This is a genomic window from Streptomyces sp. NPDC002888 (assembly GCF_042888465.1).
In the GTDB taxonomy this organism is placed as follows: Bacteria; Actinomycetota; Actinomycetes; order Streptomycetales; family Streptomycetaceae; genus Streptomyces.
Genome location: NZ_JBIAPU010000003.1, coordinates 237,433 through 261,098 on the forward strand (window position 1 = coordinate 237,433; position 23,666 = coordinate 261,098).

Genomic DNA, 23,666 nt, shown 5'->3' on the forward strand with positions numbered 1-23,666 from the left:
TGACCGGGTCACAACTCGAGGGTCAGGAGGTCTTCACCTTGATGGTGCCGCTCTTGATGCCTTCCTCGGCCTTCTTCACCGCGTCCTGGATCGCCTTGTTGTCGGCGAAGGCCGGGTTGGAGTCGGCCAGGCTCACACCGCCGTTGGTGAGGCTGCCGCGGATCACGCCGGTCTGGGGCTTCTTGTCGTGGACCGACTTGGCGAGCTCGTAGACCGCGCCCTCGACGTTCTTCATGGCCGAGGTGAGGATCGAGTCCTTGTACTTGGCCAGCGCGGCCTGCTTGTACTGGTCCGAGTCGACGCCGACCGCCCAGATCTTGTGCGCGTTGGCGGCCTTGATGACACCCTGGCCGGAGAGACCGGCGGCGGCGTAGACGACGTCCGCACCGGCGTCTATCTGACCCTCGGCGGCGTTCTCACCCTTGTCGGGGCTGGCGAAGCCGCCCTCGGCGGCGGTCTCGGTCAGGTACTGCGACTTGACCTTGACGCCCTTCTTGGTGTCCTCGACGCCCTGCTTGAAGCCGGCCTCGAACTTGTGGATCAGCGGGACGTCGACACCGCCGACGAAGCCCACGGTGTTGGTCTTGGTGGCCTTGGCGGCCGCGACACCGGCGAGGTAGGAGGCCTGCTCCTCGTGGAAGACGAGGTCGGCGACGTTGTCGGCCTTGATCTGCTCGTCGTCGACGATGCCGAAGGTGATCTTCGGGTACTTGGCGGCGACCTCCTTGACGGCCGGCGCGTAGGCGAAGCCGACCCCGATCACCGGGTTGTAGCCGGACTTGGCGAGCTGCTCCAGGCGCTGCACCTTGTCCGCGTCCGACTCGCCGTCCTGCGGCTCGACAGCGGTGCTCTTGTAGCCGAACTCCTTGTCGGCCTTGTCCAGGCCGGCCGTGGCGGCGTCGTTGAAGGACTGGTCGCCCTTGCCGCCGACGTCGTACGCAAGGGCCAGGCCCTTGTCGCCGCCACCCTTGGAGGACGAGTTGGACGACGAGGTGGACGAGCTTCCACAGGCGGAAACGGTGACAGCGAGGGCCGCGGTTGCGACACTTGCAGCGGCAATTCGGGACACCCGGCGCATGGAACGAGACTCCTTTGTGCAAGCGCCCGTACCAGGCGCTGGTTCCGCCGCAGCGTAACGCGCGTAGATTCAACATGAAACCCGGCTGTCCACAGTGTTATCCGACCGTTTTGAACGGATCGCCACCCCTCCACCGGGCACCCCACGCCACCTGCACCGACTTCGGAGCGCTACCCCGCTCATACGCGCCGCAGGGGGAAATTCGGCCACGGAAGCGGGTTCGTCGCCCTGGCGAGCGAGGGGATCCCGTGCCCGGGGACGCCGGGGCGGGGGGCTCGGCGGCTCGCATTCCCCTCCGGGGCGGGAGCGGGCCTTGGCTCGTAGGCACCGGAGCGGGGCAAGGCCATCACGGGAGAGCGCGAGTTGACTGTGCCGGGGTCGTTGCGGCGGCTCACACCGGCCAAGCCCCACCGCCCCCAGAAGAGTCGCCCCCTCACGGCGCCGCCCGCATCGGCACGGAGAAGCCCCCGGGGCCTGTGCGGCGCCGGGGGCCCGTCTCGCCGGTGGGTTACTTCGTGTTGACCGTGATCTTGCCGGCGACGATGTCCTGCTTGGCCTTGTCGACGGCGGCGACGACGTCCTTCATGGCCTGGTACTTCGGGTTGGAGTCGGCGAAGCCCACGCCGTTGTTGGAGAGGCTGCCGCGGACGACGCCGGTGAGGGGCTTGCCCTGGTGGACGGACTTGACCAGGTCGTAGACCGCGCCGCCGACGTTCTTCAGGGCGGAGCCCAGGATGTAGTCCTTGTACGCGGCCAGCGCGCTCTGCGTGTACTGGTCGGAGTCGACGCCGATGGCCCACACCTTCTTGCCGGCGGCCTCGGAGATCACGCCCTGACCGGACAGGCCCGCCGCGTGGTAGAGCACGTCGGCGCCCGCCTCGATCTGACCGCTCGCCGCGTCCTTGCCCTTGTCGGGGCTGGAGAAGCCACCCTCCTGGGCGGTCTCCGTCAGGTACTGCGACTCGATCTTGATGTTCGGGTTGACCGACTTGGCGCCCTGGACGTACCCGGCCTCGAACTTGTGGATCAGCGGGATGTCGACGCCGCCGATGAAGCCGATGTGGTTCTTCTTGGTGGCCTTGGCGGCGGCGACACCGGCGAGGTAGGAGGCCTGCTCCTCGTGGAAGACCATGTCGGCGACGTTCTTCGCCTTGGCGGTCTCGTCGTCGATGACCCCGAAGGTGGTGTTCGGGAACTTGGCGGCGACCTCCTTGACGGCCGGTCCGTAGACGAAGCCGACGCCTATCACCGGGTTGTAGCCGGCCTGGGCGAGCTGGGTGAGGCGCTGGACCTTGTCGGCGTTGGACTCGCCGTCCTGCGGCTCGACGTCCCGGCCGCCGATCTTGAACTCCTTCTCGGCCTTCTGGAAGCCGGCGTAGGCGGCGTCGTTGAACGACTGGTCGCCCTTGCCGCCGATGTCGTACGCGAGGCCGATGCCCTTGCCGGAGTACGAGCCGGACGACGTGTCGCTGCTCTTCGAGCCCGAGCTGGACTCGCCGCAGCCGGCGGCCGCGCATGCGACGACCGCGACGGTCACCGCTGCTTGGGAGAACCTGTTCCTCCGAGAGATCAGACGCACAACAAGCACCCCTTTGTCCCCACGGCACCGTCACCGGCCCGCTTCCCCAATTTGTGCCGCCTCAGCCTCAGGTGGCGATTGCCGCGAACGGTAACGCGCGTAGAAGGACAGGGGAACGGGGTTCTCCGGGGCCGTTATCGATTCGTGGCGCCAGCGAGTTACAAGCTTTTACCAGCGGTTACGCCCCCGTGACACAGACGGACGAAGGGGTGCCAAACAGACACCCCTTCCGCCTACGCCGTTCGGTTCGCCGCGTCCAGCAGAACGGCCGCCGTGAAGAGCTCGACACCCACCTTGATGGCCGCCTCGTCGACGTCGAAGTCGCCCTGGTGCAGATCGCGCACGGTGCGCTCCCCCGGTGGCCGGACGCCCAGCCGGGCCATGGCCCCGGGCACCTGCTCCAGGTACCAGGAGAAGTCCTCACCGCCGAGGCTCTGCTCGGTGCTCTCGACGGACTCCTCCCCGCGCCGCGCGACCTGGGCGTCCCGCAGCAGGTCGGTCACGGCCGCGTCGTTGACGACGGGCGGGACACCGCGGACGTAGTTGATCTCGGACTTGGCGCCGTGCAGGTTGGCGACCTCGTCGATGGCGGCGACCACCATGTCGGGCGCCTGCCGCCAGGCGTCGATGTCCAGGCACCGCACGGTCCCGGAGAGCTCGGCGTGCTGCGGGATCACGTTGGGGGCGTGACCGGACTCGATCCGCCCCCAGGTCACAGCGAGCCCCGCGCGCGTGTCGACACGGCGGCCGACGAGCGCGGGCACATCGGTGACGACGCGGGCGACAGCGGTGACGAGGTCGGTGGTGAGGTGCGGTCGCGCGGTGTGGCCGCCGGGCCCGTCGAGGGCGATCTCCAGCCGGTCGCAGGCGGAGGTGATGGCCCCGTTGCGCAGCCCGACCTTGCCGGCGTCGACGCGCGGGTCGCAGTGCACGGCGATCATGCGCCCGACCCCTTCGAGCACCCCGCAGTCGATGGCGTCGGCGGCCCCGCCGGGCAGCACCTCCTCGGCCGGTTGGAAGACCAGCCGCACCGGCCGGGGCAGCCGGCCCTGCCGGTGCAGCTCGGCGAGGACCAGGCCGGCCCCGAGGACGACGGTGGTGTGCACGTCGTGTCCGCAGGCGTGCGCGCGGTCGGGCACGGTGGAGCGGTACGGGCACTCGGCCTTGACGTCCGGGATGGGCAGGGCGTCGATGTCGGCCCGCAGGGCGATCATGGGAGCCCCGTCGACCCGGCCTCCGTCGGGTACGCCGATGTCACAGACGAGTCCCGTCCCGACGGCGAGTACGCGCGGCTTGAGCCCGGCCTTCTCCAGCCGGGCCTTGATCGCGGCGGTCGTACGGAACTCCTGGTTGCCGAGTTCGGGGTGCATGTGCAGGTCGCGCCGGAACGCGACGAGTTCGGCGCCAAGCGCCTCGGGGAGCACGCCGGGGAGGGCCGCGAGGGGCGCTTCCCCGGCCGAATCGGCCTCGGACTCTGAGGACATCAATTGCGTCACCCTTTGAAGGGTAGGACGCCGAAGCCGCCAACTGAGGCGATCAACAAAATTTCAACCCCTTCGGGGAAGAGAAATTGACGGCTCGACGCATGGGAACCAGGGGTGATGGGTAAACTCCGTGATTTTCGGCACGTCGACCGGATCATGCGGAGCCAGTCCACTCCATTCACGGATACCACGCCCCGTGCACATCACGCCGATCTGTCCAATACGCGGGATCGGCGCCCGCGGTCCGGGACGGAGTGCGCCGGCGCGGCGCTCTACCCCTGCCCCTCCCCCGCCCGCAGCTTCGCCGCCCGCTCGCGCGGGTCGTAGTCGGGGCCGACGCCCTCGATGAGGAGGACGTCTCCCTCGATGTGGTCGGTGCGCAGGCGCAGGATGTCCTGGTAGGCGGGTGACTCGTACCAGGCACGGGCCTCGGCCAGGCCGGGGAACTCGATGAGCACCATGCTGCCGGGCCAGGTTCCCTCGATCACCTCGGCGGGCGGTCCGTGGATGACGAAGCGGCCCCGGAAGGGGTCGAGGGTGGCCTGGATGCGCTCCAGGTACTCGAGGATGTCGGGGTGGGGGCGGCGGCTGCGCAGGTGGGCGAAGCCGTAGGCGGGCGCGGTGGACACGGTGGCTCCTTCGGTCGCTCGTTCGGTCGCGTCCCGGCGGGGGACGCTGCTCCGAACGTAGGCGTGACCGCCGGCCCGCGGCGATTACCCCGGAGGTAACCCGACGGCCCTACACCGCCCTCACCATGGACAGCCGGTGCACGTCCCGTGCCGTCCCCGTCACCCCGGACAGGAAGCCCTGGGCCCTCGGGGAGGCGTTCTCCGTCAGCCAGGCGGGGTCGATGTCGCAGACCGCGACCTTGACGTCGGTGCCGGCCAGGGCGAGCGGCAGGGTGTGCACGACCGTCGAGGGAAAGCTCAGGATCGTTCGGCCGATCGGGCCACGGCGGGCTATCAGCTCCAGCGGCAGGTCGGGGCGGACGATCTCCAGACCCGTCTCGGCCGCCAGCCGGTGCAGCTTCTCCGCGCTCTCCCTGCGGTGCGCGAAGTAGCGCGTCGCGCCGTGGGCGCCGGCCAGCGCCTTGACGGCCTCCAGGTACCGGTCCCCGTCCACCACGCCGGTCTCCACCAGCGACGTGCCCACCATGTCGGCGCCCTTGGTGATGCGGGGCGGGCCGAAGCGGGCGCGGGTCCAGGCGAAGTCGTTGGCGGTGAGCGTGACGCCCCGGGGTGTCTCCTCGATCGGCATCGACGAGAAGACCTCGACGCTGCGGCCCCCGCCCGGCGTGAGCCGGCGCCGGGCGGAGGACGACACGGGGGCGAAGAGCAGGTCGCGGGGGCCGGGACGGCTCCCCTTGCGGTGCCAGCGCACGAGCCGTTCGCCCCGGGAGAGCTGGCCCACGAACTCCATCGTCGCCGTGCCGTCGTCGACGACGACCAGCTCGCGGGCGCGGGTGATGGTCAGCAGCAGTTGCACGTAGCGGGAGAACGGGTCCCCCATGACCACGCGCCGCGCCCGCCGCAGCAGCGAGCGCAGGCCGCCGATCGTCTGGAACGGGGCCGCGGGACCACCCCGCGCCTCCTCCCAGCGGACCTCGTGACCGTCCTCGCGGGCCAGCTCGGCCATACGGCGCAGCTGGCCGCGGGTCATCGGGTCGGTCGGGGACAGGACGACCAGGGTGAACCCCGCGCCGGGCCCCTCCTCGGTCCGGATCGTGGGAGCGTGTGCGTGCGCCCACTCCAGCACGTTGAGCAGCTGGACCGGACTTTCGACGAAGGCCAGGGTGTGGGGGGTGGGGCCGGGTTTCCCGGCGCGGGGGCTCATCGGCGTGTGACCGTCCCGTAAGTCGGAGTCTCTCGGACTCACACCGCCACCGGCTCGCCCGCCGCCGCCGCGATCTCCGCCTCGGCGACGACACCGGAGACGCGGCGCAGCTTCTTCATCGGGCCGAGCTCGGAGTCGTAGACCTTCTTGACGCCGTCGCCGAGGGAGGCCTCGATGGTGCGGATGTCGCGGACGAGGCGGGTCAGGCCCTGCGGCTCGACGGAGGCGGCCTGGTCGGAGCCCCACATGGCGCGGTCGAGGGTGATGTGGCGCTCGACGAAGGTGGCGCCGAGCGCGACCGCGGCGAGCGTGGTCTGCAGGCCGGTCTCGTGGCCGGAGTAGCCGATCGGGACGTTCGGGTACTCGGCCTGGAGGGTGTTGATGACGCGGAGGTTGAGCTCCTCGGCCTTCGCCGGGTAGGTCGAGGTGGCGTGGCAGAGCAGGATGTTGTCGCTGCCCAGGACCTCGACGGCGTGGCGGATCTGCTTCGGGGTGGACATGCCGGTGGAGAGGATGACGGTGCGGCCCGTGGAGCGCAGGGCGCGCAGCAGCTCGTCGTCCGTGAGGGAGGCGGAGGCGACCTTGTGGGCGGGGACGTCGAACTTCTCCAGGAAGGCGACGGCCTCGGTGTCCCACGGGGAGGCGAACCAGGCGATGCCCTTCTCCTTGGAGTAGTCGTCGATCTGGCGGTACTCGTCCTCGCCGAACTCCACGCGGTGGCGGTAGTCGATGTAGGTCATCCGGCCCCAGGGGGTGTCGCGCTCGATGTCCCACTGGTCGCGCGGGGTGCAGATCTCCGGGGTGCGCTTCTGGAACTTCACGGCGTCGCAGCCGGCCTCGGCGGCCGCGTCGATCAGCTTGAAGGCGTTCTCGAGCTCGCCGTTGTGGTTGATGCCGATCTCGCCGACGACGTAGACGGGGTGACCCGGGCCGGCGGTGCGCGAACCGAACGTACGCAGGCGGGAGTTGGTGCTCATGGCAGAGATGTCCTTACTTGGTGAGGGAATCGAGAGAGGGGCCGAGGATCCAGCTGGCGATCTCTCGGATCGCGCCGTCGCCACCGGGGACGGTGGTGACCGCGCGTGCGGCGCCGCGTACGACGTCGTGGGCGCTCGCGACCGCCACGGGCCAGCCGACGAGGGCGAAGCACGGGAGGTCATTGACGTCGTTGCCGACGTAGAGCACGCGCTCCGGCGCGATGCCCTGCTCCTCGCACCACTGCTTCAGCGCGAGGTCCTTGCGGTCGATGCCGTGCAGGACCGGGAGCTTGAGCTTCCGGGCCCGGGCGGCGACCACCGGGTTCTGTTCCGTGGACAGGATCAGCATCTTCAGGCCGCTTCTGCGCAGCGCCGCGATGCCGAGTCCGTCCCCGCGGTGCACGGAGACGAACTCCCGTCCGTCGGAGTCGACCAGCACCCGGTCGTCGGTCTGGGTGCCGTCGAAGTCGAGGACGACCGCGTCGATGTCGTCGGCGGTCGGGAGGGCGCCGGGCCGGTCCGCGTCGAAGAGCGGCGCCAGGGCCCGGGCGCGGGCGAGGTCGTGCGGGTCGTCGATCTCCAGCACGCGGGCCGGGTCGGTCCGTACGAGTTCCGTGTGGCCGAAGAAGCGGTGCTGGTGCTTGCGGAAGCCCTGGGCCTCCATCGCGTAGGCGGCACCGGTCTCCAGGAGGTCCTGGGGGCGGTCCTGGCGGCGGGGGCGGAAGGACTTGTCGTGGTTGACGCCGTAACCGCCGGTCGTCTCACCGGAGTTGGCCTCGGTGTCGGCGTCCCTCCAGATGAAGCCGTGGAACGGGGCCACGGTCACGGCCGTGTCGGCGCCGTTCTCGACGATCGCGCCGGCGACCCCGTCGATGTCCTCGCGGGCGATGAACGGGCTGGTGCACTGCACGAGCAGGACCACGTCGACCGCCGCGCCGTGCAGGGCCTCGTGGGCGTCCATCGCGTGCAGGACGGCGGCCTCGGAGGTCGCGGTGTCGCCGGCGATGGCGGCGGGCCGCAGCACGACCTCGGCGCCGGCCTGGCGGGCGGCGGCGGCGATGGCCTGGTCGTCGGTGGAGACGACGACGTCGGTCACCACGCGGGAGGCCCGGCACTCACGCACGGCGCGGGAGACCAGCGGTATGCCGCCGACGGGGGTGAGGTTCTTCGCGGGCACGCCCTTGGAGCCGCCGCGCGCGGGGATCACCGCGAGCACCCGGCGCACCGCGGCGCCTCGGCCCGCTTCCGGTTGGGACATGGGTTCTACTCCTTGGGCAGGGTTCGGCGCGTTCACAGCTCGCCCATCCGCCGGATGACGGGGGCCACCCGCTGCACGCCGTGCCGGTAGGCGCCGCGCGCCGCCCGGCGCACGATCTGCCGGACCGGTCCGGGCTCCTTGTCGGCGGCGGGGGCACCGGGCAGCGGGGTGCCGTCGGGGCCGAGGTGGTGGCGGGCGAGGATGCCGGGCAGATAGCCGGGCGCGGTCTCGGTCGTGTAGTACGGCGCGAGCGGGGGCAGTTGGGGCGTGGCGAGCAGCCTGGCGATCCGCTCGCGGGCCGCGTCGAAGGCGGTCTCGTACGAGCCTCCCCCAGACTCCGTCCGGGAGGTGCCCCCAGCGGCGACGCCCTGCCGGGCGACCCACTCCGCGTCGGGCACCGGGCGGTGTCCGGCGTCGAGCTGGTCCCAGGAGGCGAGGCAGCCGGAGCCGACGAAGTGGTGGTTGCCGAGCACCTCGCGCACGCCGAGGTCGGTGAGGACCACGGTGGGGATGCGGCGGTGCAGGGACTCGAGGGCGGCCGTGGAGCTGACCGTGACCAGCAGGTCGGTGTGGTCGAGCACCTCGCCCATGTGCCCGTACACCAGGCGGAAGTTGGGCGGCAGGTCGGAGCGCTGCGCCAGCTTCTGGTAGGGCAGCTCCTCCAGGTGCGTGGTGTGTTCGCCGGGCCTGGAACGCAGCTTGAGCAGCACCTCGCGCTCGGGGTGCAGCCGCGCGTGCTGGACGAGCCGGTCCAGGAGGTACGTACGGTCCTTGCGGTTCTCCGGTACGGAGGGCTGCGCGGCGAACACCACCGTGTAGGGGCCGTGTTCACCTTCGTAGGCCGCTCCGCCCAGGAAGGGCAGGGCGACTTCGGTGACGGACGAGGCGTCGGCGCCCACTCCCTCGTAGACGGCGCGGAAACGGTCCGCGTCCTGGCGGGAGTTGGCGAGGACGAGGTCCGCGCCGTGCCGCAGCAGCAGGCCGTCGGCAAGCTTCTCGTAGACGACGCCGACGTAGCCGGTGACGACGACGGGCCGCTTGGTCCGGCCGTCCCAGGCGCGCCGCAGGCCGTGCAGCATCGCCTGGACGCCGCCGCCCACGAGGGAGATGACGAGGACGTCGTACGACTCCTCGCTCATCGCCCGCAGGAACTCCACGGCGGTCACCTCGCGCAGGGAGTCGGCGTGGACGCCGACTTCCCTCAGCTGGCGGGGGGTGGGGGTGGCTCGGCCGCGCAGGAGATAGCCGTCCAGACGGATGTCCGATTCAGCGGAAACCGTGCGCTTCGCGGTGAGCGCACCCCATTTCCACCGGGTGTCGGAATCCGCGAGAACGGCGACTCGCAGGCCCTTCGTTGCACTTACTGGCACGTCCAAGACCGTAGGAAGGCATTCCGAGGTTCCGCCCAACCTGAATGCAACAAACGGTTAACAGCACATCGACGAATGGCGAATCGGGCCGTCAACGGCCCGCAAAAAGACCTGGTTCACGGCTTCGCCACATGCCGTTCACCTGGCATCAAGTCGACGGTAAAGACGAATGCCGGGCCGGGCGCCTAACGTCAACCCCGTGGTCAAGCTCTCCGTCATCGTGCCGTTCTACAACGTGCAGCAATACGCGCCCGACACCCTGAAGAGCCTGCGTGCGAACGCGCGTGAGGACTTCGAATTCATCCTCGTCGACGACTGCTCGCGCGACGAGACGCCAGACATTCTCGCGCGCGCGGAGCGCGAGCTGCCAGGCGCGGTGTACGTCAGACACGCGAAGAACGGAGGGCTGGCCACCGCGCGCAACACCGGGATCGACAAGGCGCGTGGCGAGTACCTGACGTTCCTCGACGGAGACGACTGGCTCGCCCCCGGCTACTATCCCCAACTGGTCGCCGCGATAGAAGGGTTGGGCTGCGACTTCCTGCGCACCGACCATGTGCAGTGCACCGCGCGGGCCCGCACGATCACCCGGGTGCCGCACGGCCGGCGCAACGTGGTGATGGACCCGCGGGACGCGATCCTGCCCGCCGACCGCTCCACCTCCGTCGACTACGCGTACGCGTGGGCGGGGGTCTACCACCGCCGCCTCGTCGACAAGGGCGTGCTGCACTTCACCGACGGGCTGCGCACAGCGGAGGACCGGCCGTGGATCTGGAAGCTGCACCGGGAGGCGGAATCCTTCGCCACGGTGGGGCTCCTGGGCGTCTACTACCGGCGTGGAGTCGCCTCTTCGCTCACCCAGATCGGCGATGTCCGGCAGCTCGATTTCATTCGGGCGTTCGACCAGGTCATCGAGGAAACCGTGCAGGACCGCGAGGCGGACAGACTCCTGCCGAAGGCCGTTCGCACGTATTGCGCCATCATTTCCCATCATCTGGGATCCATCGAAAGGTTCGAGCCCGCGGTGGCGAGAAAACTCAAGTCCATGAGCGCCGTGGCCCTGCGCCGCATGCCGCAGGACGTCCTGGACGAGGCGCTCGACTCCATGGACCTGCAGCGCGCGACCCGGCTGCGCCGGCTGCGCCGCCGGCCCGCCGCCACGGGGGTCGCCGCGTGACCACGCAGATCTTCATGGCGTCGACGCTGTACGGCACCGCCACGCTCGCCGCCGCCCTCGACTCCGACTGCTTCCGCCCCGCCGACCGGCGCATCCTGCTCGTCTGCAACAACGCGGCGACGCCGGAGGTCTCCCCGGCCCTGGACGAGATGCCGGGCTTCGCGCAGCTGCGCACCCGCTTCGACGACGTGCTGTCGTGGAACGAGACCATCTCCCCCTTCCACCCCGGCGGTTGGTCGCCGCGCCTGGACGACGTCCCGCTGTGGGAGCGGCATCTGCGGCTGCTGTGGGGGCTGGGCAAGGACGACGTGGAGCTGGCCGTCGAGTCGATCCAGGTCAACCCCGCGCTCGGGTTCACGCAGATCTTCACCGGCGCGCCCGTCACCGTCTACGCCGACGGCCTGATGAGCTACGGCCCCACCCGCAACAAGATCGACCCGCTGGTCGGCACGCGTATCGACCGCCTCCTCCACCTGGACCTCGTGCCGGGCCTGACGCCGCTGCTGCTCACGGAGTTCGGCGTGGCCCCGGAGATCGTGCCGACGGACGCCTTCGTGAAGGTCCTCGCCGAACTCGTCGACACGGGCGCGGAGTTGCCGTCCATCGACGAACCGGCACTGCTGCTCGGCCAGTACCTCTCCGCGCTCGGCATCCTCACCGCCGAGGAGGAGGAGGACCTGCACGTACGGATGCTGAAGGGCGCCGTCGCGCTCGGCCACACCCGGGTGGTGTTCAAGCCGCACCCCTCGGCGCCGGCCCGCTGGTCGCGCGCGCTGGAGACGGAGGCGGAGCAGCTGGGCGCCGAGCTGACGGTGCTCGACACGCCGGTGCTGGCCGAGGTGCTCTACCAGCGGATGCGTCCCGCGCTGGTCGTCGGCTGCTTCTCCACCGCGCTGCTGACCGCCGCCGCACTGTTCGGCCTGCCCGTCGCCCGGGTCGGCACCGGCACGCTCCTTGAGCGGCTGACGCCGTACGAGAACAGCAACCGGGTGCCGGTGACGATCGTCGACGCGCTGCTGCCGGAGCTGACGGACCGTACGGCGGTCGCCGAGCAGCGCCGGAGCATGGAGGTGGACGGCCTGAACGACCTCGTGCGGGCGGTCGGCTTCGCGATGCAGCCGAAGATCTACCCGAGCCTGCGGCCGGCCGCCGAGGCGTATCTGACGCACCATCTGAGCACGTACACCTGGCGGTACTTCAAGCGCCGCCGCCTCACCTCGCTCGCTCTGCCGGGCGCCGTCCCGACGCAGCTCGCCTTCATCCCGCGCAACGCGACCGTGCGCCGGGTGGCACGGCGGGCGCGGTCGCTGCGGCGGGCCGTGGGGCGCTAGTCGGCGCTCGGGCGGACGGGGCCGGACGGGGAGGCGACGCGCAGGTGAACACGTGCGGACGGGCGGGCGAAGCCTTGCGTGGTCAACCAAAGTCGACGTTTGAATCGAATTAGTGTGCTGTGGTCCTGCTGAGTCGCAGCGAGGGGAATCTTGTGATTGACACGCCCGGGGACACCCGCGTGACGTCCACGGGCACCGTGGTCCGCGCCGTCCTGCCGCCCGTCGCGGACACGTCCGCCGCCGACACGTCAGGCCCGCCGCGGCCCGTGCCGCCCCGCAAGCCCCGGGAGACCCGGCTGCGCGCGCTGGACGGGCTGCGCCTGGTGGCGGCGCTGATGGTGGCCGCGTACCACTACGGCGGCCGGGACGGCGAGATCGCGCACGCCTGGGGCACTTCGCCGAAGCTGCAGTTCCCCACGCTGCACGGGTACTTCGCCTACGGCTGCCTGGGTGTGCAGATATTCTTCGTGATCAGCGGTTTCGTCATATGTATGAGCGGCTGGGGCCGTCCGCTGCGCTCGTTCTTCGCCTCCCGCGCCGCCCGGCTGCTGCCGGCGTACTGGGCGGCGATCATCCTCGTCACGGCGGTGTTCGCGCTGCCGGTCGTGGCCTACAAGGCCGTCTCACCCAGCGAAGCGCTGGTGAACCTGACGATGCTGCAGATGCCGCTCGGCGTCGACCGCGTGCTCGGCGTGTGCTGGACGCTGTGGGCGGAGGTCCGCTTCTACGCGCTGTTCGCGCTGAGCGTGGTGCTGCCCGGCGCCAACCGGCGGCGCGTGATCATGTTCTGCGCCTGCTGGACCCTGGCGGCGGCGATCGCCCAGGGCGCGAAGATGCCGCTGCTCGACATCGTCCTGATGCCCGAGTACGCGCCGTTCTTCATCGGCGGGGTCGGCCTGTACCTGGTGCACCGCGACCGGCGTGACCCGTACGCCTGGGGCATCGTCGCGGTGAGCTGGCTGATCGGCCAGCACTCCGCGGTGGACCGGCTGTGGCACGCGCCGAACCCGGAGTTCTTCTCGTACCGCTCGTCCGTCGGGATCATGCTGGTGGTGACCCTGGGCTACCTCGCCGTGACGGCGATCGCGCTCGGCTGGCTGCACTGGGCCAACTGGCGCTGGCTGACCGTCGCGGGCGCGCTGACGTACCCCTTCTACCTGGTGCACGAGCATCTGGGCTGGGTCGTCGTCGAGGTCCTGCACCGCAAGCTGGGCATCCCGTCGTACGCCACGTTCGCGCTCACCGTCGTCTCGATGCTGGTGCTGGCGTGGCTGCTGAACAAGCTCGTGGAAGACCGCTTCACCCCGAGGATCCGCAAGGCGCTGTCGCGCCCGCCGGTCCGGTAAGTCGCGCGAAAGCTGGTGTTCGCCCTGAATTCATCCACGGCCGGGAGTGAAATCCCGTCCTCGGGCAGGCGCCAGGCAGTTCTCGGCCGAACCAGGGAGTGCCCCTTCTCATGACAGCGACAACAGGCTCGATCCGACCGCCCCGCGTGCTCGACGACGTCAAGGGCTGGTTCCCCGTCCTCGACCAGGTGCTCTTCGACTGGTTCCTCGACCGGCAGGAGAAGGCCGGGCTGCGGGGTGACCTGCTGGAGGTCGGGGTGTACATGGGCAAGAGCGCGATCTTCACCGGGCGCCATCTGCGCGAGGGCGAGCGCTACACCGTGTGCGACCTCTTCGAGGGCGACGCGCCGGACGACGCCAACCGCGCGGAGTCGGCCAAGTCGTACTCCGCCCTCACCCGGCGCGCCTTCGAGGAGAACTACCTCGCCTTCCACGACGAGCTGCCGCGCGTCCTGCACGGCCCGAGCTCCGTGGTGCCGGCCGAGGTGGAGCCGCGCTCCTGCCGGTGGGTGCACGTGGACGCCTCGCACCTGTACGAGCACGTGGAGGGCGACATCACGGCCGCCCGGGAGGCCCTGCTGCCCGGCGGCATGGTCGTCCTCGACGACTTCCGCTCCGAGCACACACCCGGCGTCTCGATAGCCGTCTGGGAGGCCGTGCTCAACCGGGGGCTGCGCCCGATCTGCCTCAGCACCCAGAAGCTCTACGCCACCTGGGAGGACCCGGGCCCGGTACAGGAGGAGCTGCTGGACATGGTGCGGGACCGGACGGACTGCCACCTCAGCGTGCAGGAGGCGGCCGGTCACCGCATCATCCGCCTGAAGTCCAAGGGCATGAAGGCCCCGGAGTTCCCGCCGTCCCGGCACCACGTCGAGGAGCCGGTGGCCGCCCCGGCCCCCGCGGAGCCCCGGGCGGCCACGCCCGCCAGGCCCGCCACCCCGGCCTCCAGTCGCTACGCCCGCCGGATCGCCAAGGACCTGCTGCCGCCCGTCGTCACGCGGGCGCTGCGCAACGCCAAGCGCAGGAGCCGCCCGGCTCCGCGCTGAGGCCGGCTTCCTTCAGGTGACCCCGTACCGCGCTTCGATTCCCGCGACCACCAGCGCGAGGCCCTCCTCGAAGTGCCGGTCGTAGTCCTCGAAGATCTCCGCGCCCGCGGCCGCCGACAGCGGGAAGTCGGCCATCATGCGGGCGCGTTCCTCGACGTCGTAGCCCTCCCGGCGTTCGCCGGGCAGGGGCTGCACGCCCTGTTCCTCGGTGACGAAGCCGAGCGTGTAGAGGTACGCGGTCGTGGTGGCGCGGACCGACTCGACGAGGGTGAAGCCCGCGGCCGTGAACAGGCGCAGCGTCTCCTCCATCTGGTGGGCGTGCTCGATGCCGGTGAAGCGTGAGCCGCTGAAGACCTTCGCGCCGTCGCGATAGCCCAGCAGCGCGGCGCGCAGACCGCGGTTGGCCTTGAGGAGCCGTTCCCGCCAGGTGTCGTCCGGGTCGAGAGCGGTGCCGGCGACCATCCGGCGGTACATCTCGGTCGCCATCTCGTCGAGCAGCGCCTGCTTGTCCTTGAAGTGCCAGTACAGCGCGGGCGCCTTGACGTCCAGCTCCTTGGCGATGGCACGCAGGGTCAGGCCCTCCAGGCCGACCTCGTTGAGGAGCCCCAGGGCGGTGTCCGCGACCCGTTTGCGGTCGAGGGGCGCGCGTCGTTCCGTAACCACACTTGACAGCTTAACAGCGTTAAGGGCACGCTCATGCCCAACAGAACTTAACAACGTTAAGGAGCGTGATCCCGTGACTGATCGCATGACCGTCGACACGGACGTCCTGATCGTCGGCGCGGGCCCGACCGGCCTCGCGCTCGGCATCGACCTGGCGCGCAGGGGCGTGGACGCGCTCGTGCTGGAACGGGCCGACGAGCTGTTTCCCGGGTCACGCGGCAAGGGCATCCAGCCGCGCACCATGGAGGTCTTCGACGACCTCGGGGTCCTCGACGCGGTCCTCGCGGCAGGCGGCGCCTATCCCGTCCAGATGATCTGGCAGGACGGCGAACGGGTCGGCGAGCACCGGATGTTCGACCCGGCCGAGGCGAGCGAGGACTCGCCCTACACCGAGCCGTTGATGGTGCCGCAGTGGCGCACCCAGCAGATCCTGCACGCGCGGCTCACGGAGCTGGGAGGCCGGGTCGCCTTCGGGCGGGAGGTCGTCTCCGTCGCCCAGGACTCCGTCGACGAAGAGGGCGTGACGGTGCGTCTCGCCTCCGGTGAGACGCTGCGCGCCCGGTACGCCGTCGCCGCGGACGGCGGCCGCTCGGCGGTGCGGCGCGCGCTCGGCATCGGGATGACCGGGGAGACCGTCGACCCGAGCCCGATGCTGGTGGCGGACGTACGGATCAGCGGCTTGGACCGCGACAACTGGCATGTCTTCCCGCCGCGCGGGGAGGGCGACGGCTTCCTCGCGATCTGCCCGCTCGCGGGCACGGAGGACTTCCAGGTCGTCGCGCAGTTCCCGGAGGGCACCGAGGTCGACCTCTCCCTCGACGGCATCCGCAAGGTCGTCGCCACCCGCTCCCACCTCGCCCCTCACGACGTGACCCAGGTGCGCTGGGCCTCGGACTTCCGCCCCCGCGCGGCCCTCGCCGACCGGTTCCGCTCCGGCCGGGTGTTCCTCGCCGGGGACGCGGCGCACGTCCACTCACCAGCCGGCGGACAGGGCCTGAACACCAGCGTCCAGGACGCCTACAACCTGGGCTGGAAGCTGGGCGCGGTCCTGCGGGGCGGGGCGGAGGCGGCCCTGCTCGACTCGTACGAGGAGGAGCGGCGGGCCGTAGCGGCGGACATGCTGGGCCTGTCCACCCGCGTCCACCGTGGCGAGGTCCGCCGCGGGGAGGCGACCCGGCAACTCGGGCTGGGCTACCGGGAGTCGTCCCTCACGGCGGAGACCCGCACGGCCCCGGGCCCGGTACGGGCCGGTGACCGCGCACCCGACGGCACGGTGAACGGCGTACGCCTCTTCGACGCGTTCCGGGGCCCGCACTGGACGCTGCTCGCGCTGGGTGTCCAGGCCCCGCCCCTCAACACGCCGGTCCGTGTGGTCCAGGGTCTCGCCACCGCTCCGTACGGCCCTGGCCTGTTCCTCGTCCGACCGGACGGTTACGTGGGTTGGGCAGGCGAAACGGCGGCCGGACTCTTGGAACACCTCGCACGGTTCGGCGTGCGTTAGAGCCTGTGCCGCCCTACACGCTCGCCAGTGACAACTTCACCGCAAACCCCAGGAACAACGCCCCCGCCGCCGAAGTCGCCCCCGCGGCCATGCGCTTGCGGCGGCGGAACGCGGCGGCCAGGCGGGTGCCGCCGAATATCAGCGCGCTGAGGTAGAGGACGCTGGCGAGCTGCGCGAAGGTGCCGAGAACGACGAAGGAGAGGCCGGGATAGGCGTACCCCGGGTCGACGAACTGCACGAAGAAGGCGACGAAGAACAGGATCGCCTTGGGGTTGAGGAGGCTGATGACCAGTGCCCGGCGGAAGGGCCGCTCGTCGCTCACCGTGGGGGCGCCGTCCTCCGCGGCTGCCCTCTCCCGGCGCGTCCGCCACATCCCCCAGGCGGCACGCAGCATCCCGACCGCCAGCCACGCCAGATACCCGGCGCCGACGTACTTCACGATCCCGAACAGCACGGCGTTGGCCTGGAGCAGCGAGGCGACCCCGGCCGCCGACAGGGTCATCAGGGCGGTGTCCCCGACCCACACCCCGGCCGCGGCGGTGTACGCGGTGCGCGCCCCGCGCCGGGCGGCGACGGAAAGCACGTACAGGGAGTTGGGGCCGGGCAGCAGAATGATGAGGACGAGACCCGCCAGGTAGGTGGGGAGATCGATGACACCGAACATGAGAGGCAGTGTCGCACGGGGGTACGACACCGCCCTCGGTCTTGCTTCGGCTCGGCTCAGAACACGTCCGAGGGGACGTACGTCCCCCAGACCTCCCGCAGCGCGTTGCACACCTCGCCGACGGTCGCCCGGGCCTTGAGGGCGTCCTTCATCGGGTACAGCACGTTGTCCTCGCCCTCGGCGGCCTTCTTCAGGGACGCCAGGGCCGAGTCCACCGCCGCCCGGTCGCGCTCGGCGCGCAGCTTCGCCAGCCGCTCCGCCTGCTGGGCCTCGATCGCCGGGTCGACGCGCAGGGGCTCGTACGGCTCCTCCGCGTCGAGCTGGAAGCGGTTGACGCCGACCACCACGCGCTCGCCCGCGTCCGTCTCCTGGGCGATGCGGTAGGCGCTGCGCTCGATCTCGCCCTTCTGGAAGCCGTGCTCGATCGCGGAGACCGCGCCGCCGAGCTCCTCCACCTTGGCCATCAGTTCCAGCGTCGCGGCCTCGACGTCGTCGGTCATCTTCTCGATGACGTAGGAGCCCGCGAACGGGTCGACCGTCGCCGTCACGTCCGTCTCGTAGGCAAGGACCTGCTGGGTGCGCAGGGCCAGGCGCGCGCTCTTGTCGGTGGGGAGGGCGATCGCCTCGTCGAAGGAGTTGGTGTGCAGGGACTGGGTGCCGCCGAGGACCGCAGCGAGGCCTTGGACGGCGACGCGCACCAGGTTCACCTCCGGCTGCTGGGCCGTCAGCTGCACACCGGCCGTCTGCGTGTGGAAGCGCAGCATCCAGGACTTCGGGTTCTTCGCCCCGAACTCCTCCTTCATCACCCGCGCCCAGATCCGGCGGGCGGCGCGGAACTTGGCGACCTCCTCCAGGATCGTCGTACGGGAGACGAAGAAGAACGACAGGCGGGGGGCGAAGTCGTCGACGTCCATGCCGGCCGCGACCGCGGTGCGGACGTACTCGATGCCGTCGGCGAGGGTGAACGCGATCTCCTGCGCGGGGGACGCGCCCGCCTCCGCCATGTGGTAGCCGGAGATCGAGATCGTGTTCCACTTCGGGATCTCGGCCTTGCAGTACTTGAAGATGTCGGCGATCAGGCGCAGGGACGGCTTCGGCGGGAAGATGTACGTCCCGCGCGCGATGTACTCCTTCAGCACGTCGTTCTGGATCGTGCCCGTGAGCTTGTCGGCGCTGACGCCCTGCTCCTCGGCGACGAGTTGGTAGAGGAGCAGCAGGAGGGCGGCCGGGGCGTTGATCGTCATCGACGTGGACACCTTGTCCAGCGGGATCCCGCCGAACAGCACCCGCATGTCGTCGAGCGAGTCGATGGCCACGCCGACCTTGCCGACCTCGCCCGACGCGATGGGGGCGTCGGAGTCGTGGCCCATCTGGGTCGGCAGGTCGAAGGCGACCGACAGGCCCATCGTGCCGTTGGCGATGAGCTGCTTGTAGCGGGCGTTGGACTCGGTGGCCGTGCCGAAGCCGGCGTACTGGCGCATCGTCCAGGGGCGGCCGGTGTACATCGACGGGTACACGCCACGGGTGTAGGGGTACGCCCCCGGCTCGCCCAGCTTGTCCGCGGATTCCCAGCCCGCCAGGGCGTCGGGCCCGTAGACCGGTTCGATGGGCAGTCCGGACTCCGACTCGCGCGCCATGGTGTGATGCCTCCCGCTGAGCAGTTCTTGGCCAGTGATTTCCACCAGTGATCTTCGCCAGTTACCGGCTGGTACAGACCGACCCTTCGACGGACTGTAGCTGCGGGTCTGCACCCCGTGGAGGGGAGCACGCTGGGACCTTCCTCACAGCCTCGCCGGGTCCTGTCTCACAGCGTGCGCCGCACTCCCGTACACCGCAATGCCGTCCCGTTCGCCGCCCGTCTTCCGCGGGGAAACATCTCACGTAAGACTCGTGCGCGGGTCAACGGTGAGTCGACGGGGGGCAGTGGTGCGTACTACGGGTATGGGGAGATCGATCGCGGTGCTCGCGGGCGTGGCGGCCCTGGTGGCGGTGTGCGGCTGCAAGGCCGAGGGTGACGGGGCGGAGGGGCGGCCGCGGTCGCCGGTGCACATAGAGGTGCCGAGCGCGGCACCGGCGACACCGACGACGCGGACGCCGACACCCAAGTCCTCATCGGCGGGCGGCGACGACAGGCCGAGCGCCGCGCCGCCCGCGTCGACGGCTCCGCCCGCGCCGCCCGCGCGGGTGCTGTGGTCCCGTGGCGACACCGGGCGGGACATCCGGGAGCTCCAGGCACGGCTGCGGCAGGTCGCGTGGCTCTTCGAGGGGCCGACCGGGACGTACGGCCCGGCCACGGAGAAGGCCGTCCGGGGCTTCCAGGGCAAGCGGGGGCTGCCGCAGACGGGGAAGACGGACACGGTCACCTGGCAGCGGCTGCTGCGGATGACGCACGAACCGGGGCGGTGGGAGCTGTACCTGACGGGCGGTCAGCCGGCCGCGGCGCCGGATCCGCGCTGTATGACGGGGCGTGCGCTGTGCATCAGCAAGACGACGCGGACACTGCGCTGGATGGTCGACGGGCGGACCGTGTCCACGATGGCCGTCCGCTTCGGCTCGCAGTACACGCCGACCCGGGAGGGTGTCTTCCACGTCTACTGGAAGTCCCGCCACCATGTGTCCACGCTCTACGACTCCCCCATGCCGTACGCCATGTTCTTCAGCGGCGGACAGGCCGTGCACTACTCGGCTGACTTCGCGGCCCGCGGGTACGCCGGCGCGTCGCACGGCTGCGTGAACGTACGGGACGAGGGGGCGATCGCGGAGCTGTTCGCGCAGGTTCGCGACGGCGACAAGGTCGTCGTCTACTGGTGAGCTGCGGGAGGTGTGTGGGGCGCGGACGGGACCGGGGGAACGTGTCCCGCCCGCGCCAGGTGCACGAGCCGTGGGTACGGGGGGAACCCCGGCTCTGTGCGACGGCCGATGACCAGTCGGCTCACTGAGTACTGCGCGCACGCGACGGAAAACGTCACACCCTGAGCGGAAAAAGTTCTACGCGCTACAACGGTGCAGGTCAGGGGCGGTGGCCGCCGCCGGTGTTGGAGTGGTGGCTGCCGCCGGTGTTGGAGTGGTGACCGCCGTCGGTGCCGCGGGAGTGGTGCCTGCCGTCGTGGTCGGCCCGGCCGCCTCTGTCACCCAGGTCGTCGTTGCCGCCCTGTTCCTTCTCGCCCCCCTTGCCGCCTTTGCCGCTGCCCTTGCCGTTGTCCTTGCCGCCCCTGTCCTTGGCGTCGCCCTTGTCCTTGGCGTCGTCCCGGGTGTCCCGGGTCTCCCAGCGGCCGGTGTCGCCGTCGAGGACGCTCTTGCAGTACGTCCGGACGCGGGACCAGCTGCCCGCGACCCCCTCCAGGGTGCGCTTGCGGTCGGCGGCCAGTTCCCTGCCGTCGCGCACGTCGCGGCAGGCGGAGGCGACATCGCCCCAGCCGGTGCCGCGAGCGCTCCGGTCGTCGGAGTCGTCTCCCTGCGTGCCGCCGGCCGTCGCCCTCGGGGACCCGCTGTCGGAGGAGCCGCCGTCGGCGCCCTCGGGCGTGGCCGAGTCGGCCTCGCCACCCGGCGCGATTTCGGGTGAGGCGGACAGGAGCGGATGTTCGTCGGGGGTCACCGGGGCCGACACGGAGGAGGCGGGAGCGGGTTCGACACCACCGAAGGGCTTCGGCAGAACACCGACCCCGACCGCCGCCGCGACCCCGCCGACCATCCCGGCGGCCAGCGCGGCGGACAAACCGAGCCGCACCGACCGCCCCCACCGGGACCGTCGCTCACCCTGATCGACCCGCCCACCGATCCGCCCACCGGTCCGCCCACCGATCCGGACGACCTCGGCGTCGGCCTCCCGGACATCGCCGGCCTCCAAAAACGCGGCCGCCGCCCGCCCGTCCCGCGCCTCCCGGAACGCGGCCAGCGCCGCGGCCTCGCCAGGTGGTTCGGCGTCGGCGGTGAGGGGCGGTGCGGAGAGTGCGGCGAGGGCGTGGGAGAGGCGTTGTGCCTGATCACGGGCGTCTGCGGCGACAGCGTTGTCCAAGGGCTCCCCGCGCAGCAGACGCTCCGCCGTGTCGCGGTCCAGCCACCGGCCGGGGGTCCGGGGGCCGTCCCCCGGAAAGACACAGCGCTCGTCGGCCATCACATGCCCTTCTGCGTCCGCGCGCCCGCGTGCGTCACACCCGCGGACGTGACCGCGCGACCGCGCGAGTCCCGTTGCGAGGGCAGTGCGTCGAGTGCGCCGGCCGATTCCGGATCGCCGCCGAGCAGCTCGGCGAGCTTCTTCAGCCCCCGGTGCGCCGCCGTACGCACCGCCCCCGGCCGCTTGCCCAGCGTCTCGGCGGCGGTCTTCGCGTCGAGGCCGACGACCACGCGCAGCACGACCGCCTCGGCCTGGTCCTGCGGCAGCCGGGCGATGAGGGAGAGGGTGTGGTCGGTGGCCAGGGACTCCATCGCCTCGCCCGCCGTGTCGGACTCGGCGGCCTTCCCGGTCAGCTCGGTCTCGTCGCCGCCGATCGCCGGCCGCCGCCCCCGCATCCGGATGTGGTCCAGCGCGCGGTTGCGGGCGATACGGGCGGCCCAGCCCCGGAACCGGTCCGCGTCACCGCTGAACCGCGTGAGGTCACGGGCGATCTGCAGCCACGCCTCGGAGGCGACGTCCTCGGCTTCGAGGTCGCCGACGAGTGTCCGGACGTACCCGAGCAGCCGTGGATGCACCGTGCGGTACACAGCCCGGAACGCGGTCTCGTCTCCGTTCTGTGCCGCAAGCACCGCGGCGGTCAGCTCCGCGTCGTCCCCCAGCACCGCGCGCCCCTCTTGCGCCCAATCCGGCACCCGCTGTCGCGGACCGGCTTCTCGCCGTCGTGGTTCCTCGATCGATGGTCGCGGCCTGCGGGACCGCGGTGGTCGCGTTGGTCTCCGGCCTCCGCAGTCCGGCGCGAAAGGCACGTTACGGCGTGAAACCGCCGCGCGTCCATGTCCATAGAACATGCAACGGACTCGTGACGCGACGAGGTGTGACACAAACCGCACGCATGGCGCTGTAGTGAGTACGGGCCGCCGCGCGCGCCCGTGCCGTGCGACGGCCGGGGCCTCTCCTGTGGGGGGTGGCGGCCCCGGCCGTTGCCTTGGCCGCCGTTTCTCGGGCTACAGGCCACGACTCCCTAGGCACGCATGTAGACACGCACATGCAGACGCGCATATGCAGACGCGCGCACATACGCGTGTGGACATGCGCAGGGTCACGCCGGGCGTTACTGGCCCCGCTCCTTGCCCTGGTCCTTGGACTCGTCGGCCTTTTCCTTGCCGCTGTCGGCGTCCTGACCGCTGCTGGTGCTGTTGCCGTTGTCGGCGTTCTGGCCACTGTGGCTTTCGGCCTCCTGGCCGCTGCCGCTCTCGGACTTCCGGCCGTCGCCGTTCCCGTCCGCCTTCTCGCTCTTCCCCGGCTTGGGCGTGGCCGTCTCCCCCGCCAGTTGCCGGGCGCAGTACGCGGCGACCTTCTCCTGGCCGCCCGCGGCCGCGATCAGTCGCTGCCAGGCCGTCGAGTCCAGTGCCTTGCCCCGGCCGCCGACCTGCTTGTACGCGCGGCAGTGGGCCTCGGTGTCCTGGGCGGTGACCGGGTGGTCCGGTCGGCCGGAGTCGGTGGGTGACGGCGTGGCGGTGGGCCGCCCGCCCGACAGGCCAGGGGCACCGGTCGTCTGCTCGGTGCGGCCCCGGCCGTCACCGGCGCCCTCGTGGGAGGAGCCGCCCGTGCCGATCGCCGCGAACGCGACACCGCCCAGGGTGAGGCTCGCGAGCAGCACGGACAGCGTGGCCTTCACCGAGCGTGCCCCACGCCGCTGTTCGCGCGGCCGCCAGTCGTCCCGGCGCCGTGTACGCGCCCGTGGCCGGTGCTCCCCGGCGTCGCGGGCGGCGCGGAACGCGGCCACGGCCCGCTGTTCGGCCTCGGAGTCGACGCCGTCCCCGCGCATGGCGGCGGCGATCAGCGCCTCCACCCCGGCCTTGTCGTCCGCCGGTCCGGAGCCGGGCCCGGCGTCGCCAGGGTGCACCCGCCGACGGCCGGGGAACCCGCCGCCGTTCAGCCGTTCACCCATGTCCGTTTCCGTCCCTGTGTTCCTGTGTGCTCCTGGGTCCCCGTCCGGCTCCACTGCCGGATCGGCCGGATCGGCCGCATCGGCCCGAACCGAACCGCTCGGAGCCTGTAGGCCCCGCTGATCCAGACCCCACTGGCCCGGACCCCACTGATCCGAACCAGACCGATCCGGATCCCACTGACCCGGACCCGACCGACCCGGATCCCACTGACCCGGACCCGACCGACCCGGATCCCACTGACCCGGACCCGACCGACCCGGATCCCACTGACCCGGACCCGACCGACCCGGATC

20 protein-coding genes are annotated in these 23,666 nt (G+C 71.1%); 6 read left to right on the plus strand and 14 right to left on the minus strand.

Features of this window, described 5'->3' with window-relative positions:
• Positions 1 to 22: 22 nt before the first annotated feature.
• The 8 genes from ACFYWX_RS06635 to ACFYWX_RS06670 form a co-directional block, all read right to left on the minus strand.
• Positions 23 to 1,078 (minus strand): BMP family protein, encoded by a 1,056-nt coding sequence (locus ACFYWX_RS06635; RefSeq protein WP_389422869.1) that lies wholly within the window; start codon positions 1,076 to 1,078, stop codon positions 23 to 25.
• Positions 1,079 to 1,586: 508 nt separating this feature from the next.
• Positions 1,587 to 2,615 carry a BMP family protein gene (locus ACFYWX_RS06640; RefSeq protein ID WP_389422870.1) on the minus strand — a complete coding sequence of 343 codons (1,029 nt, stop codon included), beginning with the start codon at positions 2,613 to 2,615 and terminating at the stop codon, positions 1,587 to 1,589.
• A gap of 275 nt (positions 2,616 to 2,890) precedes the next feature.
• Positions 2,891 to 4,141 carry a M20 family metallopeptidase gene (locus ACFYWX_RS06645; RefSeq protein WP_389422871.1) on the minus strand — a complete coding sequence of 417 codons (1,251 nt, stop codon included), beginning with the start codon at positions 4,139 to 4,141 and terminating at the stop codon, positions 2,891 to 2,893.
• 272 nt (positions 4,142 to 4,413) lie between these two features.
• Positions 4,414 to 4,770: a DUF1330 domain-containing protein gene (locus tag ACFYWX_RS06650; protein ID WP_389422872.1), complete on the minus strand. Its 357-nt coding sequence runs from the start codon at positions 4,768 to 4,770 to the stop codon at positions 4,414 to 4,416.
• Positions 4,771 to 4,879: 109 nt separating this feature from the next.
• A complete protein-coding gene (locus ACFYWX_RS06655; protein WP_389422873.1) occupies positions 4,880 to 5,974 on the minus strand; it encodes a hypothetical protein in 1,095 nt (364 codons plus the stop codon).
• 38 nt (positions 5,975 to 6,012) lie between these two features.
• Positions 6,013 to 6,951 (minus strand): N-acetylneuraminate synthase family protein, encoded by a 939-nt coding sequence (locus tag ACFYWX_RS06660; RefSeq protein ID WP_389422874.1) that lies wholly within the window; start codon positions 6,949 to 6,951, stop codon positions 6,013 to 6,015.
• A gap of 13 nt (positions 6,952 to 6,964) precedes the next feature.
• The gene (locus ACFYWX_RS06665; RefSeq protein WP_389422875.1) at positions 6,965 to 8,209 is read right to left on the minus strand and encodes a cytidylyltransferase domain-containing protein; all 1,245 of its coding nucleotides are present in this window, start codon (positions 8,207 to 8,209) and stop codon (positions 6,965 to 6,967) included.
• A gap of 32 nt (positions 8,210 to 8,241) precedes the next feature.
• Positions 8,242 to 9,579, minus strand: coding sequence for a DUF6716 putative glycosyltransferase (locus tag ACFYWX_RS06670; protein WP_389422876.1), 1,338 nt, complete (start codon positions 9,577 to 9,579; stop codon positions 8,242 to 8,244).
• A gap of 199 nt (positions 9,580 to 9,778) precedes the next feature.
• On the opposite strand from ACFYWX_RS06670, the gene ACFYWX_RS06675 reads away from it, so the two are divergent.
• The 4 genes from ACFYWX_RS06675 to ACFYWX_RS06690 all read left to right on the plus strand — a co-directional run bounded on the left by ACFYWX_RS06675 (position 9,779) and on the right by ACFYWX_RS06690 (position 14,479).
• Positions 9,779 to 10,756, plus strand: a complete 978-nt coding sequence (locus ACFYWX_RS06675; protein WP_389422877.1) for a glycosyltransferase family 2 protein — start codon at positions 9,779 to 9,781, stop codon at positions 10,754 to 10,756.
• Positions 10,753 to 12,087, plus strand: a complete 1,335-nt coding sequence (locus ACFYWX_RS06680) for an alpha-2,8-polysialyltransferase family protein (protein WP_389422878.1) — start codon at positions 10,753 to 10,755, stop codon at positions 12,085 to 12,087. The genes ACFYWX_RS06675 and ACFYWX_RS06680 overlap by 4 nt, the downstream gene beginning before the upstream one ends.
• Positions 12,088 to 12,239: 152 nt before the next feature.
• Positions 12,240 to 13,433 (plus strand): acyltransferase family protein, encoded by a 1,194-nt coding sequence (locus ACFYWX_RS06685; RefSeq protein WP_389422879.1) that lies wholly within the window; start codon positions 12,240 to 12,242, stop codon positions 13,431 to 13,433.
• Positions 13,434 to 13,543: 110 nt separating this feature from the next.
• Positions 13,544 to 14,479: a class I SAM-dependent methyltransferase gene (locus ACFYWX_RS06690; protein WP_389422880.1), complete on the plus strand. Its 936-nt coding sequence runs from the start codon at positions 13,544 to 13,546 to the stop codon at positions 14,477 to 14,479.
• 12 nt (positions 14,480 to 14,491) lie between these two features.
• Here the strand turns inward: ACFYWX_RS06690 and ACFYWX_RS06695 are convergent, their stop codons facing one another.
• Positions 14,492 to 15,142 carry a TetR/AcrR family transcriptional regulator gene (locus ACFYWX_RS06695; protein WP_389422881.1) on the minus strand — a complete coding sequence of 217 codons (651 nt, stop codon included), beginning with the start codon at positions 15,140 to 15,142 and terminating at the stop codon, positions 14,492 to 14,494.
• Between the two features lie 85 nt (positions 15,143 to 15,227).
• Between ACFYWX_RS06695 and ACFYWX_RS06700 the strand changes: the two genes are divergently transcribed.
• A complete protein-coding gene (locus ACFYWX_RS06700; RefSeq protein ID WP_389423065.1) occupies positions 15,228 to 16,643 on the plus strand; it encodes an FAD-dependent oxidoreductase in 1,416 nt (471 codons plus the stop codon).
• A 13-nt stretch (positions 16,644 to 16,656) separates the two neighbouring features.
• Here ACFYWX_RS06700 and leuE read toward each other — a convergent pair whose 3' ends face one another.
• Positions 16,657 to 17,307, minus strand: a complete 651-nt coding sequence (gene leuE, locus ACFYWX_RS06705; protein ID WP_389422882.1) for a leucine efflux protein LeuE — start codon at positions 17,305 to 17,307, stop codon at positions 16,657 to 16,659.
• 56 nt (positions 17,308 to 17,363) lie between these two features.
• Positions 17,364 to 18,944 (minus strand): methylmalonyl-CoA mutase, encoded by a 1,581-nt coding sequence (locus ACFYWX_RS06710; protein WP_389422883.1) that lies wholly within the window; start codon positions 18,942 to 18,944, stop codon positions 17,364 to 17,366.
• Positions 18,945 to 19,248: 304 nt separating this feature from the next.
• Here ACFYWX_RS06710 and ACFYWX_RS06715 point away from each other — a divergent pair, with 304 nt between their 5' ends.
• Positions 19,249 to 20,118, plus strand: coding sequence for a L,D-transpeptidase family protein (locus ACFYWX_RS06715; RefSeq protein ID WP_389422884.1), 870 nt, complete (start codon positions 19,249 to 19,251; stop codon positions 20,116 to 20,118).
• Positions 20,119 to 20,317: 199 nt separating this feature from the next.
• Here ACFYWX_RS06715 and ACFYWX_RS06720 read toward each other — a convergent pair whose 3' ends face one another.
• The 3 genes from ACFYWX_RS06720 to ACFYWX_RS06730 all read right to left on the minus strand — a co-directional run bounded on the left by ACFYWX_RS06720 (position 20,318) and on the right by ACFYWX_RS06730 (position 23,372).
• The gene (locus tag ACFYWX_RS06720) at positions 20,318 to 21,421 is read right to left on the minus strand and encodes a hypothetical protein (RefSeq protein WP_389422885.1); all 1,104 of its coding nucleotides are present in this window, start codon (positions 21,419 to 21,421) and stop codon (positions 20,318 to 20,320) included.
• Positions 21,421 to 22,083: an RNA polymerase sigma factor gene (locus ACFYWX_RS06725; protein WP_389422886.1), complete on the minus strand. Its 663-nt coding sequence runs from the start codon at positions 22,081 to 22,083 to the stop codon at positions 21,421 to 21,423. The genes ACFYWX_RS06720 and ACFYWX_RS06725 overlap by 1 nt, the downstream gene beginning before the upstream one ends.
• A 449-nt stretch (positions 22,084 to 22,532) precedes the next feature.
• Positions 22,533 to 23,372 carry a hypothetical protein gene (locus ACFYWX_RS06730; protein WP_389422887.1) on the minus strand — a complete coding sequence of 280 codons (840 nt, stop codon included), beginning with the start codon at positions 23,370 to 23,372 and terminating at the stop codon, positions 22,533 to 22,535.
• Positions 23,373 to 23,666: the final 294 nt, after the last annotated feature.

What these genes read in the sequence shown, in the direction of transcription:
- ACFYWX_RS06635 (WP_389422869.1), bottom strand. Translation starts at nt 1,078, where the DNA reads ATGCGCCGGGTGTCCCGAATTGCCGCTGCAAGTGTCGCAACCGCGGCC.
- ACFYWX_RS06645 (WP_389422871.1), bottom strand. Translation starts at nt 4,141, where the DNA reads ATGTCCTCAGAGTCCGAGGCCGATTCGGCCGGGGAAGCGCCCCTCGCG.
- ACFYWX_RS06655 (WP_389422873.1), bottom strand. Translation starts at nt 5,974, where the DNA reads ATGAGCCCCCGCGCCGGGAAACCCGGCCCCACCCCCCACACCCTGGCC.
- ACFYWX_RS06660 (WP_389422874.1), bottom strand. Translation starts at nt 6,951, where the DNA reads ATGAGCACCAACTCCCGCCTGCGTACGTTCGGTTCGCGCACCGCCGGC.
- ACFYWX_RS06665 (WP_389422875.1), bottom strand. Translation starts at nt 8,209, where the DNA reads ATGTCCCAACCGGAAGCGGGCCGAGGCGCCGCGGTGCGCCGGGTGCTC.
- ACFYWX_RS06690 (WP_389422880.1), top strand. Translation starts at nt 13,544, where the DNA reads ATGACAGCGACAACAGGCTCGATCCGACCGCCCCGCGTGCTCGACGAC.
- ACFYWX_RS06700 (WP_389423065.1), top strand. Translation starts at nt 15,228, where the DNA reads ATGACCGTCGACACGGACGTCCTGATCGTCGGCGCGGGCCCGACCGGC.
- leuE (WP_389422882.1), bottom strand. Translation starts at nt 17,307, where the DNA reads ATGTTCGGTGTCATCGATCTCCCCACCTACCTGGCGGGTCTCGTCCTC.
- ACFYWX_RS06710 (WP_389422883.1), bottom strand. Translation starts at nt 18,944, where the DNA reads ATGGCGCGCGAGTCGGAGTCCGGACTGCCCATCGAACCGGTCTACGGG.
- ACFYWX_RS06715 (WP_389422884.1), top strand. Translation starts at nt 19,249, where the DNA reads ATGGGGAGATCGATCGCGGTGCTCGCGGGCGTGGCGGCCCTGGTGGCG.
- ACFYWX_RS06720 (WP_389422885.1), bottom strand. Translation starts at nt 21,421, where the DNA reads ATGGCCGACGAGCGCTGTGTCTTTCCGGGGGACGGCCCCCGGACCCCC.
- ACFYWX_RS06730 (WP_389422887.1), bottom strand. Translation starts at nt 23,372, where the DNA reads ATGGGTGAACGGCTGAACGGCGGCGGGTTCCCCGGCCGTCGGCGGGTG.